Annotated in this window: 14 protein-coding genes; 1 reads left to right on the top strand and 13 read right to left on the bottom strand. The window is 73.1% G+C overall.

From position 1 onward, the window contains the following. The first annotated feature begins 2 nt into the window (after window positions 1–2). The gene (locus F4692_RS09730; RefSeq protein WP_179619472.1) at window positions 3–998 is read left to right on the top strand and encodes an ABC transporter ATP-binding protein; all 996 of its coding nucleotides are present in this window, start codon (window positions 3–5) and stop codon (window positions 996–998) included. Here the strand turns inward: F4692_RS09730 and F4692_RS21800 are convergent. From F4692_RS21800 to F4692_RS09665, 13 genes are all read right to left on the bottom strand, one after another. Then, complete coding sequence (locus F4692_RS21800; protein ID WP_218858382.1) at window positions 995–2,095, bottom strand: GNAT family N-acetyltransferase; 1,101 nt, start codon at window positions 2,093–2,095, stop codon at window positions 995–997. The two genes, F4692_RS09730 and F4692_RS21800, sit on opposite strands and share 4 nt — an antisense overlap. Window positions 2,096–2,141: 46 nt before the next feature. Next, window positions 2,142–2,759, bottom strand: a complete 618-nt coding sequence (locus F4692_RS09720; protein WP_179619471.1) for a hypothetical protein — start codon at window positions 2,757–2,759, stop codon at window positions 2,142–2,144. Between the two features lie 9 nt (window positions 2,760–2,768). Further along, window positions 2,769–3,260 carry a DUF3180 domain-containing protein gene (locus F4692_RS09715; protein ID WP_179619470.1) on the bottom strand — a complete coding sequence of 164 codons (492 nt, stop codon included), beginning with the start codon at window positions 3,258–3,260 and terminating at the stop codon, window positions 2,769–2,771. A gap of 19 nt (window positions 3,261–3,279) precedes the next feature. Then, window positions 3,280–3,849, bottom strand: a complete 570-nt coding sequence (gene folK, locus F4692_RS09710) for a 2-amino-4-hydroxy-6-hydroxymethyldihydropteridine diphosphokinase (RefSeq protein ID WP_179619469.1) — start codon at window positions 3,847–3,849, stop codon at window positions 3,280–3,282. Then, window positions 3,842–4,216, bottom strand: a complete 375-nt coding sequence (folB, locus tag F4692_RS09705) for a dihydroneopterin aldolase (RefSeq protein WP_179619468.1) — start codon at window positions 4,214–4,216, stop codon at window positions 3,842–3,844. Before folB ends, folK begins: the two co-directional genes overlap by 8 nt. Next, entirely contained in the window at window positions 4,213–5,022 is an 810-nt protein-coding gene (folP, locus tag F4692_RS09700) for a dihydropteroate synthase (RefSeq protein WP_179620433.1), read from the bottom strand. The genes folB and folP overlap by 4 nt, the downstream gene beginning before the upstream one ends. Before the next feature lie 32 nt (window positions 5,023–5,054). Next, on the bottom strand, window positions 5,055–5,675 hold the full coding sequence (gene folE, locus F4692_RS09695) for a GTP cyclohydrolase I FolE (RefSeq protein ID WP_475117390.1): 621 nt from the start codon (window positions 5,673–5,675) through the stop codon (window positions 5,055–5,057). Next, a complete protein-coding gene (gene ftsH / locus F4692_RS09690; protein WP_308645235.1) occupies window positions 5,672–7,729 on the bottom strand; it encodes an ATP-dependent zinc metalloprotease FtsH in 2,058 nt (685 codons plus the stop codon). Before ftsH ends, folE begins: the two co-directional genes overlap by 4 nt. 125 nt (window positions 7,730–7,854) lie before the next feature. Then, window positions 7,855–8,406, bottom strand: coding sequence for a hypoxanthine phosphoribosyltransferase (hpt, locus tag F4692_RS09685; RefSeq protein ID WP_179619466.1), 552 nt, complete (start codon window positions 8,404–8,406; stop codon window positions 7,855–7,857). Window positions 8,407–8,415: 9 nt separating this feature from the next. Then, a complete protein-coding gene (locus F4692_RS21795) occupies window positions 8,416–10,140 on the bottom strand; it encodes a sensor histidine kinase (RefSeq protein ID WP_179619465.1) in 1,725 nt (574 codons plus the stop codon). Between the two features lie 32 nt (window positions 10,141–10,172). Next, window positions 10,173–10,574 carry a response regulator gene (locus F4692_RS09675; protein ID WP_179619464.1) on the bottom strand — a complete coding sequence of 134 codons (402 nt, stop codon included), beginning with the start codon at window positions 10,572–10,574 and terminating at the stop codon, window positions 10,173–10,175. Window positions 10,575–10,673: 99 nt separating this feature from the next. Beyond that, window positions 10,674–11,648: a tRNA lysidine(34) synthetase TilS gene (gene tilS / locus F4692_RS09670; protein ID WP_179619463.1), complete on the bottom strand. Its 975-nt coding sequence runs from the start codon at window positions 11,646–11,648 to the stop codon at window positions 10,674–10,676. Continuing rightward, entirely contained in the window at window positions 11,645–12,661 is a 1,017-nt protein-coding gene (locus tag F4692_RS09665; RefSeq protein WP_179619462.1) for a zinc-dependent metalloprotease, read from the bottom strand. Before F4692_RS09665 ends, tilS begins: the two co-directional genes overlap by 4 nt. Between the last annotated feature and the right edge of the window lie 44 nt (window positions 12,662–12,705).

Here is a 12,705-nt window from a genome sequence, read left to right as displayed (position 1 = left end):
GCATGGACGCTACACGCAGCGGCGAGTCGGGGGCCGAGTCGATGATCCGGCTCGAGGGCGTGGGAAAGACCTACCCGGACGGGACGGTGGCCGTCCACGAGCTCGACCTCGACGTCGCGCGGGGCGAGATGGTGTGCCTCGTCGGGCCGTCCGGCTGCGGCAAGTCCACGACGCTCAAGATGATCAACCGGCTCATCGAGCCGACCACCGGCCGCATCTGGCTCGACGGCCAGGACGTCACCGACGCCGACCCCGTCGAGCTGCGCCGCGGCATCGGCTACGTCATCCAGCAGATCGGCCTGTTCCCCCACCAGCGCATCGAGCAGAACGTCATGACCGTACCGCTGCTCTACGGCGAGTCGAAGGCGACCGCCCGGGAGCGGGCCCACGAGCTGCTCGACACGGTGGGCCTGGACCCCGCCCAGTACGCCCGGCGCTACCCGCACGAGCTCTCCGGCGGTCAGCGCCAGCGCGTCGGCGTCGCCCGGGCGCTCGCCGCCAACCCGCCCGTGCTGCTGATGGACGAGCCCTTCGGCGCCGTCGACCCGGTGGTCCGGCACCGGCTGCAGGACGAGTTCCGCCGGCTCCAGGCCGAGCTCGGCAAGACCGTGGTGCTCGTGACCCACGACATCGACGAGGCGATCCGGATGGGCGACCGCGTCGCGGTCTTCGCCGGGGGCGGGCGCCTGTCGCAGTACGCCACCCCGGGCGAGCTGCTCGCGCACCCCGCGGACGAGCAGGTGGCCGACTTCGTCGGCGCCGGCGGCCTGCGCACGCTGACCGTCACCCGGCTGCGCGAGGAGCACCTCGAGCCGCTCGACGGCGTGTCCACCGGCGACCTCGGATCCGCGATCGACATCGACTCCTCGCTCGAGGACGCGCTGGCCGCGATGCTGCGCGACGACAAGCCGATGGTCGGCGTACGCCGTGGGCCGACCTTCCTCGGCGTGCTGACCCCGGCGGGGGTGCACAGGGCGCTGCGCGAGTCGCTGCGCTAGCGGACCGTCACGTCCTTGTGCCAGGACTCGGTGACGTACTTCGTCCCCCAGCCCATCGAGGTGTAGAGGCCGTCGGCGCCGGTCGGTGAGTCGGCGTCGACCTCCAGCCCGACGCGGTCCCGACCGCGCGCGGCGGCGTCGGCGATGATCGTGCGGAGCAGGCCGGTCGCGACCCCGCGGCCGCGGGCGGACTCGAGGACGCCGAGGTAGGAGACGTAGGAGCCGTCCGGTCCGGTGGCGGACTCGCTGACGGTGCCGACGAGGGCGCCGGCGGGCTCGGGAACACCACCGTCGCCGTCGACGATCTCCGCGATCCACCAATGGTCCCACCGGTGGCCGGGATCCTCCCGGAGCCGGTGGATGAACTCCTGGAAGGTCTCCTCGGCCGAGTTGAAGTGGTCGGTGAACGCGCCCTCGAGCACGTCGTGCACGGCGCGCAGGTCGGCCTCCACGGGCATCCCGCCCGAGTCCGGGCCGCCGTCGCGCTCGACGCGGCGGAAGACGACGCCCCGCCGCTCCCAGCGCGCCGGGTCGGGGACGAGCTCGGCCTCGTCGGCCTCGACGGAGCGGCTCATCTGCCACCACGTGCGTACGCGCCGGAAGCCTGCGTCCTCGAGCCAGCCGTGCTGCCGCTCGTCGTCGGCGAAGGCCCCGGTGTCGATCTGCTGCTCGGCGAGCCCGCGCGCGGCACCCACCGCACGCGCCTGTGCCTCGGCCCACGCGAACAGCACGTCGCTGCACCGGTCGGCGATCCGCTCGTCGATCGCGCGGTCGACGACGTGGACGAGGAGCATCCGGCCCTCTGCGCGGTCGTGCACGCTGCCCCATGCCTGGACCCGCCCGTCGGGGTCGCGGACGACGAGGTTCTCGCGCGTGGCGAGGCCGCGCTCGGACACCTCGACGAGCACCGCCTCGGCACTCGAGCCGGCCCAGCCGCGACCGGCCCGCTCATGGCCGCGCAGCAGCTCGGTCAGGCGAGCGACCGTGGCGTCGTCGGCGCCGTCGGGGGCCTCGACGACCCAGCCGTCGGGCAGCCCGGGATCCTCGGGAAGGGCGTCGTCGGGGTCGCTCTCGAACCGGTTGTCCTCGGAGGTCACGAGCGGCCATCCTTCCGCATCGTGCGGCGGGGCGGCGCTGGGGACCTCAGGCGCTGCGGTGGTCGCGACGTGCGGCGGCGGCGCGCAGGGAGTCGAGCTCGGCCCGCACGACGTCGATCTCGGCCTCGAGCTCGGCGACCAGGACGATCGCCTCGGCGGCGCGCGACTCGGCCTCGTCGCGACCCTGCTCCGCGAGGTCGCGGCCGCGCTCGGCGGCGTCGGCGCGACGGCTCTCCTGGGCCCGCTTGATGCCCTGCTCGGCGGCGTTCTTCTGCGCGCTCGACAGCGCCTGCTCCAGCACGCCGATGGCGTCCTCGCGCTCGGCGATGCGGCGCCGCATGTCGGCGGCGAAGGCGGCGTTCTCGGACGTACGGCGCTCCGTCAGGGCGCGGTACTCCTGGGCCTGCACGGCACGGTCGCGCGCGGCGTCGCGACGCGCCTGCGCGAGCTCGGAGTGGGTGATGCGGGTCGCGGCCGCGCCGGCGAGGACGGCCACGACGGCAGCGACAGCGGTCAGCACGGTGGAGGCGGAGGCCAGGGCGCCGGCCACGAGGGCCGCGCCGACGACGAGGAGCGCGACGGCGACGACCAGGCGCGTGCTGCGCTGGCGGCGACGAGCGGGCGTCCGCGACGCCTGTGACTGCTGGGGCTGCTGGGAAGGCATGGCGCCAGCCTAGGGCTGCGGACGGCCCCCGTCCGCGCGACACGCACGCTCCAGCGCGAGGGAGGCCAGCGTCACCCCGGCCGCGCCGGCGGCCGCGACCACGGCTCGCACGACCCAGCGGTCGGCGTGCTGCGACGCGTCGCCGAGCCAGCTCACGGCGTATCCGACGTAGCCGGCGGAGACGAACGCCCCGGCCAGCATGCACGCGCGGGCCAGCACGAGGCGGTTCACGGCCTGCTGCGGCTCGAGCCGCTCCCGGCGCACGTGCACGGTCTGCCAGGTGCTCCAGGCGAGGAACGCCATGATCGCGGCGACCAGGACCAGCGCGAGCGCCTGCACCCAGGAGACCAGCGGCGGGCGCCCGGTGACGGCCTCACCCAACGGGTGGATGGCCCAGCCGACGGCGAGGCCCGCCACGAGACAGGCGGTGATCGCGCGGGGCGACGTGGGGTGCAGGCGACCCCGTGGCTCCGGCGGGTCGTCGTCGGCGGGCTGGCTCACGCTCGGGCCACCCGACCCCTCACTCGACCTCGAGCGCGATGTCGTCGCGCTTCTTCACCCCGGACGAGTCGGTGGCGGCGAGCAGGTCGGCGATCGGCCCGCGGTCGGGGAAGACGGCGTCGGGCTCGAGGTCGTGCCACGGCTGGAGCACGAACGCACGCTCGTGGGCGCGCGGGTGGGGCAGCCGCAGGAAGTCCTCGTTGGACCGGCGGTCGCCGACCACGATCAGGTCGACGTCGAGGGTGCGGGGCGCGTTGCGGACCTCGCTGCGCTCGCGCTCGAAGGCGTCCTCGACCGCGAGCGCGCGCTCCATCAGCCGTGCCGCCGGGAGCGTGGTGTCGGCGAGGAGGACGGCGTTGAGGTAGGGGCCCGAGTCCGCGGGGGCGTCGACCGGCTCGGTCTCGTAGACCGGCGAGACGCCCGTGACGAAGAAGTCGGGGGTGTCGGCCAGCGCGTCGACCGCGCCCTGCAGCGACGCGAGCCGCTCGCCGACGTTGGAGCCCAGCGCGAGGACGACCCGTCGGATCGGGTGCATCTCCCCGGTGAGGGAGTCGGCGTCCACGATGTGCGGGTTGGGAGTCTCAGTCATCAGCGTTGCCTCGCGTTCTGGTGATCGTCAGCGCGACGTCCGAGTACGTCGCGTCGATGGGTGCATCAGGTTTGTGCAGCGTGACTCTCGCCCATTCAACACGACTGTCCCACAGGCACACGTCCGCGATGCGTTGCGCGACGGTTTCTATCAGGTCGACCGGATCGCGCTCCACGGCGGCCTTCACGTCCGTCGTGAGCGAGCCGTAGTTGACGGTGTCCTCGAGGTCGTCCGACGCCGCCGCCGGGCGGGTGTCGATGCCGAGCACGAGGTCCACGACGAACACCTGGCCCTCACGCCTCTCGAAGTCGAAGACCCCGTGGTGCGCGAAGCACTCGATGCCCCGCACGGACAGCTCGTCGGTCATGGCCCCTCCTCCGGCTCGGTCATGGCCGCGACGACCGCGAGGGCGTCGCGCGTGGCGCGTACGTCGTGCACGCGCAGGTAGTCGACCCGCTCGCGGGCGAGCAGCGCGACCAGCGCGGCGTGGGCGTGCTCCCGGCCGTCGACGCCGCGCGGCCGGCCGTCGCGGGCGAGCAGGCTGCCGAGGAACGACTTGCGGCTGGCGCCGACCAGCAGCGGGCGGCCCAGCTCGCGCATGACGTCGAGGCCGCCCAGCAGCTCCCAGTTGTGGCGGGGCTCCTTGGCGAAGCCGAGCCCGGGGTCCAGGACGATCCGCTCCCGGTCGATCCCGGCCGCGACGGCCGCGTCGAGACGCTCGCCCAGCTCGCGGCGCACGGTCGCGACGACCCCGTCCGGCGCGTAGTCGGTGAAGTCGCGCATCCGGTCGGCGTGGGCGCGCCAGTGCATCGCCACGTAGCCGACGTCGCCGGCGGCCACGACGTCGAGGATGCGCGGGTCGGCCAGCCCGCCGGAGACGTCGTTGACGACCGTCGCGCCCGCGGCGATCGCGGCCTCGGCGACCTGGGCCCGCATGGTGTCGACGGAGACGACCGCGCCGGCGGCGGCGAGCTCGCGGATCACCGGGACGACCCGGTCGAGCTCCTCGGCGACCAGCGGCCGGGTCGCGCCGGGGCGGGTCGACTCGCCGCCGATGTCGAGCAGGTCGGCACCCTGGTCGAGCAGCTCGCGCCCGTGGGCGACGGCGGTCTCGGTGGTGTCCCACCGGCCGCCGTCGGAGAAGGAGTCGGGCGTGACGTTGACGATCCCCATCACCCGGGGCACGTGGAGGAGGGACTCCCCGCTCACCTGGTGCCCGAGTGGATGAGCGCCATCGCCTCGGCGCGGGTGGCCTGGTTCTTGAGGAACGAGCCGCGCACGGCCGAGGTGATGGTGCGGGCGCCGGCCTTGCGGACGCCGCGCATGGTCATGCAGAGGTGCTCGGCCTCGACCACCACGATGACGCCGCGCGCCTCGAGGATCTCCATGAGCGAGTCGGCGACCTGGGTGGTGAGCCGCTCCTGCACCTGCGGGCGCTTGGCATAGACGTCGACCAGCCGCGCGAGCTTGGACAGCCCCGTGATCTTGCCGGTGTCGGCCGGGATGTAGCCGACGTGGGCGACGCCGGTGAACGGCACCAGGTGGTGCTCGCACATCGACCAGAGCTCGATGTCGCGCACGAGCACCATCTCGTCGTGGCCGAGGTCGAACGTCGTGGTCAGCACGTCGGCCGCGGTCTGCCGCAGGCCCTGCGTCAGCTCGGCGTACGCCCGCGCGACCCGCGCCGGCGTCTCGCGCAGGCCCTCGCGGTCGGGGTCCTCGCCGATGGCGGCGAGCAGCTCGCGCACGGCCGCCTCGGCGCGGGCGTGGTCGAAGGCCGGCACGTCCTCGGGTGCCACCGCCGGGGTGGTGATCGGGTCGGTCACGGTGCGTCCGGGCGCGGTGGGGCCGGGGTGTCGGGACCGACCTCGGGCGCGCCGTGGACGTCGCCGCCCGCACCCGGAGGGGTCAGGATGACGCCGGCCCCGGCCTCGTCGGGGGCTGCGTCGGCCTTGGCGCGGTCACGGATCTCCTGCGGGATGTCCACCGGTGGGATCGACGACGGGACCCGCTCGGGCGACCCGGTCCACGCGGGACGGGCGGGGCGCCGGGTGAGCGCCTCGAAGATCTCGGCGATCTCCGCCTTGTCGAGGGTCTCCTTGTCGAGGAGCGCGAGGACCAGCGAGTCGAGGACGTCGCGGTTTGTCTCGAGGATCTCGAAGGCCTCCTGGTGCGCGCGGCCGAGCAGCGCCTTGACCTCCTCGTCGACCGCGGCGGCGGTCTCCTCGGAGTAGTTGCGCGTGTGGCCCATGTCGCGGCCCAGGAACGGCTCGGAGTTGCTGTCGCCGAGCTTGACCGCGCCGAGGCGCTCGGTCATGCCGTACTGGGTGACCATCGCCCGCGCGAGGCCGGTCGCCTTCTCGATGTCGTTGCCGGCGCCGGAGGTGACGTCGTGGAAGATCAGCGCCTCCGCCGCCATGCCGCCGAGCATGTAGGCGAGGGAGTCGAGCATCTCGCTGCGGGACTGGGAGTACTTGTCGCGGTCCGGCAGCACCATCGTGTAGCCCAGCGCGCGACCGCGCGGCAGGATCGTCACCTTGTGCACCGGGTCGGTGCCCGGCAGCGCCGCGGCGACCAGGGCGTGGCCGCCCTCGTGGTAGGCGGTGATCAGCTTCTCGCGCTCGCTCATCAGGCGGGTGCGTCGCTGCGGGCCTGCGATGACGCGGTCGATGGCCTCGTCGAGCGAGGCGTCGGTGATCATCTTGGCGTTGCCGCGCGCGGTGAGCAGCGCCGCCTCGTTGAGCACGTTGGCCAGGTCGGCGCCGGTGAAGCCGGGCGTACGCCGCGCGATGCTCATCAGGTCGATGTCCTGGGCGATCGGCTTGCCGCGCGAGTGGACCTGCAGGATCTTGTGACGGCCGTTGAGGTCGGGGGCGTCGACCTGGATCTGGCGGTCGAAGCGACCCGGTCGCAGCAGCGCGGGGTCGAGCACGTCGGGGCGGTTGGTCGCGGCGATGAGGATGACCCCGCCGCGGACGTCGAAGCCGTCCATCTCGACGAGCAGCTGGTTGAGGGTCTGCTCGCGCTCGTCGTGGCCGCCGCCCATGCCGGCGCCGCGGTGGCGACCGACGGCGTCGATCTCGTCGATGAAGACGATCGCGGGGGCGTTCTCCTTGGCCTGCTCGAACAGGTCGCGCACGCGGCTCGCGCCGACGCCGACGAACATCTCCACGAAGTCGGAGCCCGAGATGGAGTAGAAGGGCACGCCCGCCTCGCCCGCGACGGCGCGTGCGAGCAGGGTCTTGCCCGTGCCGGGCGGACCGTAGAGCAGCACGCCCTTGGGGATCTTGGCGCCGACGGCCTGGAATTTGGCCGGGTCGGTGAGGAACTCCTTGATCTCGCCGAGCTCCTCGATGGCCTCCTCCGCGCCCGCGACGTCGCCGAAGGTCGTCTTCGGCATGTCCTTGGTGATCAGCTTGGCCTTGGACTTGGCGAACTGCATGACGCCGCGGCCGCCGCCGCCCTGCGCCTGGTTCATCAGGAAGATGAACAGCAGGATGATCAGCGCGAAGGGCAGCAGGGTGGCGAGCAGGGAGCCGAGGAAGCTGGGGCTCGGGGTCTCGGCCTTGTAGGACTCGATCGTGCCGTCGTCGTACTGCTCCTGGACCGCGGCGAGCAACCTCTCCTCGTCGCCGGCGACGTAGGTCGCGACGACCTTGTCGCCGCTGTCGCGCACGCCCTTGTCGAGGGTGGCGCGGATCTCGAAGTCGACGCCGTCGAACTCGATCTTCTCGACGTTGCCGGACGAGATGTACTTCGTCATGGTCGAGGTCTCGACCTCGTCGTAGCCGTCACTGGGTGCGAGGAACTGGATCGCCAGGAGCACCGCGAAGGCGGAGAGGACGATCCACAGCCAGGGACCCTTGAATATGCGCTTCACAGGCAACTTTCACCGGTTAGGAGTTGAGGAGGCGACGCTACACGTCACCGGGAGGCTCATTCTTTCAGGCGGGGTGAAGCGGGGCGGTCCGGTGCGAGCCCGACCGGCTCCGGCCCGGCTCCGGATCAGCTGTAGACGTGCGGCGCGAGGGTCCCGATGTCGCGCAGGTTGCGGTACTGCTCGCGGTAGTCCAGGCCGTACCCGACCACGAACTCGTTGGGGATGTCCCACCCGACGTACTTGGGCTCGACCGGCATCGACAGCGCCTCGGGCTTGCGCAGCAGGGTGGCGATCTCGACGCTCGCGGGGTTGCGGCTCGACAGGTTGTTGACCAGCCAGCTCAGCGTCAGGCCGGTGTCGATGATCTCGTCGACGATGAGCACGTCGCGCCCGCTGATGTCGGTGTCGAGGTCCTTGAGGATCCGCACGACGCCGGACGACTTCGTCCCCGAGCCGTAGGAGCTGACGGCCATCCAGTCCATCTCCAGGTGCCGCGGCATCGCGCGCGACAGGTCCGCCATCACCATGACCGCGCCGCGCAGGACGCCGACCACCAGCAGGTCCTTGCCCTCGTAGTCCTCGGTGATCTGCAGCGCCATCTCCCCCAGTCGCTGCTGGATCTGCGCCTCGGTGAAGAGGACGTTGACCAGGTCGTGCTCCACGTGGGACGTGTCCATGTCTCCAGCCTAGGGCGTACGACGCGCGCCGGACGCCCCGGCCAGCACCGGGGTGCGGCCGGGCACGGTGGCGTGGTCGGTGCCGGCGACCACCAGGGGCAGACGCACCACGAACGTGCTCCCCTCCCCCAGCCGGCTGGTCACGTCGAGCGTGCCTCCCATCAACGCCACCAGCTGCCTGCAGATCGCCAGCCCGAGGCCGCTGCCGCCGTAGGTGCGCGTGCTGGACCCGTCGATCTGGCGGAACGAGTCGAACACGACCGCCAGGTCGTCCTGGCCGATCCCGATGCCCGTGTCGGCGATCGCGAGCTCAACGCCGTCGGGCGCGGGACGTACGTCGAGGCGGACCCCGCCGTCGGGCGTGAACTTGACGGCGTTGTCGAGGAGGTTGCGCAGGACCTGTGCCACCCGGGTCCGGTCCCCGACGAGGGTGTCGGGCAGGCCGGGGTGCAGGTGGTGCTCGAACCGGATGCCCGCGTCCGCCGCGCGCAGCGCGTAGACGTCCGCGAGCTCGGCCACGAGGTCGACCAGGTCGAAGCGGGCGGCCACGAGGGTGACCTCACCGGACTCGATCCTCGAGAAGTCGAGGATGTCGGCGACCAGTGACGCGAGGTGGTCGCCGGAGCGCCGCATCCGGCGGACGAGGTGCTGCTGCTCCCCGTCGAGCGCCGTGTCCTCGAGCAGCTCGGCGGTCCCCAGGACGGTGGTCAGCGGCGTGCGGATCTCGTGGCTCATGGTCGCGAGGAACATCGACTTCGCGCGGGACGCGGCGAGGGCCGCGTCCAGCGCGAGCTCCAGGTCGCGGTGGGCGCGGCGCTCCGAGCGCACGAGCCACGTCGTCCGCACGAGCGCGAGGACCGTCAGGGCCGCGGCGCCCACGACCAGCAACGCGGCGTGGTCGAGCTCGTCGCGTGAGTCGACGAAGAGCGTCAGCACCGGGGGCACCAGCAGCGGGAGGATCGCGAAGCCGGTCTGCACCATCCGACGCTCCGACGGCGCAGGACCGTCGTCGGCGACGGGTGCCGGGTCGCGCCAGGCGCTGCGTGCCAGCAGCACCGGCGCGAGCATCCAGGCCGCGTCCATCGCCGACGTCGAGTCGCCGCTCCCCGAGACGAGGAAGGCGATGTCCGCGGCGAGCCACAGCCCGACTCCGACGGGGAACGACAACGACAGGTGCGCGCGGGCCCCCGTGCTCATCAGCACGCGTGCGACGAGGCCGAGGAGGACGGCGTCCGCCACCGGGTACGACGCCCAGACGACCCGGACCGCGGCGGCCACCTCCTGGTCGTCGACGATCGGGTGGATCGCGACGTTCCACGTCACGAGCACGCTGACGACGACGAGCATGAGGGTGTCGAGCGCCAGCACGCGCGCCTGGCGGCCCACCTCGACGCGTCGGAGCACCAGCCACACGGCACTGCTGAGGGCGACGTAGCTGGCGAACCACAACGGGTCGGCGACCGAGACGTCGGTGTCCGCGCCCTGCCAGCTGAGCAGCTCCCACGCGAGGTCGCCGAGCGCGTTGAGGAGGAGCCCGCCCGCCACGAGGTACGCGAAGGGCCGGTCCACCGCGGGGCGCCTGACGGCGCCCGCCCACGCCAGCGCGCCCGCGCCCAGCAGCACCCCGAGGTAGAGGAGGTTGTCGAGGAGCGGGTCGTGCCCCCAGACGTAGGCCGCGACGGCGGCCACCGTGAGAGCGCCCACGGACAGCTCGGCCCGTCCCGTGGTCGTCACGGCGTCGATGCTAGGCGAATCTTGACAGTTGGTCAGGAAGTTGGCGCAGCCGGTCCGTCCTCTGCCGGCACGGCCCCGACGAGGCCGACCAGGAGGTCCCCGAGGTCGGTCAGCGAGAAGGGCTTGGTGACGAAGCGGGTGGCCCCGGCGGCGTACGCCTGGGCGCGTGTCTCGGCGTCGGCGTACGCGGTGAGGATGACGATCGGCGCCTGCTCGAGCCCAGGCAGGTCACGCAGGCGCGCGCACAGCTCGCCCCCGTTCATCTCGGGCATGCTCCAGTCGAGCACCGCGGCGGTGAAGCCGCGCTCGGCGGCGACGTCGAGCGCTGCGACGGGGTCGGCCGAGCTGTGCACCTCGAACCCGCGGCGGCGCACCACCAGGGCGACGATGTCGCGGATGTCGTCGTCGTCGTCGACGACCAGGACCATGCCCATCACCGACCTCCTCCCGCCGTCGTGGGTGGCTACACGGGTCGAGGTACCCCGCTGCGCCCCATCGCAACCCCGTCATCCTCCCGGGTCGCGGCGAGAGCCTCAGGGAGCCTCGACCACCAGCAACCCGTCGCGGCGCAGGGCGCGCAGCGGGCCGGGCAGGTCGATCCACTTCTGCCCCCGCCAGTCGACGACCAGCCCGTCGACGGCCAGCACGTGCTCGCGGGTCAGCTCGGACGGCGGCGCCCCGGCCGCGAGCGCGGCGAGGCGCAGGACGCGGTGGCGCAGGGCGGGGGGCACGGCGGCCAGCCAGGCCGCGTCCAGCCCGCCGTCGCGCCGGGCCTCGGCGAGGGCGTCGGCGGCGAGCTCGTCGAGCAGGGCGGTGTCGTCGCGGAGCTGGGCCGCCGTCCGGGCGAGCGCCTCGGCGATCCCCGGCCCGAGCTCGTCCTCCAGCACGGGCAGCACGCGCTCGCGCACGCGTACGCGGGTGTAGCCGGGGTCGTGGTTGTGTGGGTCGTCCCACGGCTCGAGGCCCTCGACCCGGCAGGCGGTGAGGGTGTCGACGCGGCGTACGCCGAGCAGGGGGCGGGCGAAGACGTCGAAGGCCGGGCGCATCCCCTGCAGCGACCGGCCGCCGGACCCGCGGGTGAGGCCGAGGAGGACGGTCTCGGCCTGGTCGTCGAGCGTGTGGCCGAGCAGGACCCGTCGGGCGCCGAGGTGCGCGGCGACCTGCTCGAGGACGGCGTACCTCGCCTCGCGCGCCGCCGCCTCCGGGCCCAGCCCGGACGCGACGTCGACGGCCACGCGCGCGGTGAGCGTTTCGTCGACACCGAGCGACGACAGCTGGGCGACGACCCGGTCGGCCTGCTCGGCCGAGCCGGGCTGCAGGCCGTGGTCGACGGTGACCCCCACGACGCGCAGGCCGAGCTTGTGGCCCTCGAAGACGGCGGCCGCGGCGAGGGCGAGCGAGTCGGCACCGCCGCTGCACGCGACGGCCACGACGTCACCGGGGGCGAGCCCGGACAGCGTCCCCCGTACCGGCACCCGGACCGCGGCCACCGAGGGGTGCAGCGTCACAGCACCCGGGCGACCCAGGCGTCGGGGTCGGCGATCTCGGCCTTGGTCGGGAGGGTCTCCGGTCCACTCCACACGGCGTTGAAGTCGTCCATCCCGACCTTGTCGACGACGCGGCGCACGAAGACGGCACCGTCGCGGTACTGCGCCATCTTGGCGTCGAGGCCGAGCAGCCGGCGCAGGAGCTTGTCCAGCGACCCGACGCCCTTGCGGCGCTGGTTGAACTTCTTGCGGATCTGGGCGACCGAGGGGATGACGGTCGGGCCGACGCCGTCCATCACGACGTCGGCGTGGCCCTCGAGCAGCGACATGATGCCGGTGACCCGGTCGAGGACCTCCTTCTGCTCCGGGGTCGAGACGAGGTCGAGCACGCTGCCCTCGCCGCTGCGGATCGCGTCGGCGCCACGGCGCAGGCTGTCGAGGAGCGCGCTGGGCTCGAGGGTGTCGGCGACCTGGTGCATCTGGGCGAGCAGGTGGGGGCCGAGCCACGGGTTGGCGGTGAACTGCACCCGGTGCGTCTCCTCGTGCAGGCAGACCCAGAGCCGGAAGTCCGTCGGGTCGGCGCCGATCTCGCGCTCGACGTGGACGATGTTGGGGGCGACCAGCAGGAGACGGCCGTGCGGGTCGTGGAACGGGTCGAACTGGCCGAGCACCTTGCTGCTGAGGAAGCCGAGCATCAGCCCGACCTCCGCGCCGGTGACGCGGGTGCCGATCGCCTCGGCGAACGCCGACGGCGGCCCCTTCTTCTCGACCAGCTTGTCGACGACGGGCTTGAGGATCGTGGAGAACCCGTCGGCGTTGGCCCGCAGCCAGCCCCGTCGGTCGACCACCAGGACGGGGGCCGTGCCGGCCTCGGTGCGCAGCCCGGTGAAGTCGGAGACCAGCGGGGTCGACCGGTCGGCGCCCTCGCGCAGCTCGAGGACCGCCGCGGCCGCCTCCTCGGGTGACACCTCGGGCCCGGGGCCGGCGACCCGCGCGCCCACGGTGACGGCGAAGTCCCAGTCCACGAGGTTCATGGTCCCGACACTAGCCGGGAGCGAAGAATGAGCTCCCGGCGTGT

The sequence above is a fragment of the Nocardioides cavernae genome, assembly GCF_013410035.1.
Lineage (GTDB): Bacteria > Actinomycetota > Actinomycetes > Propionibacteriales > Nocardioidaceae > Nocardioides > Nocardioides cavernae_A.
The sequence above is the reverse complement of the archived record's forward strand: the minus strand, read 5'-3'. Positions and strand labels throughout refer to the sequence as shown.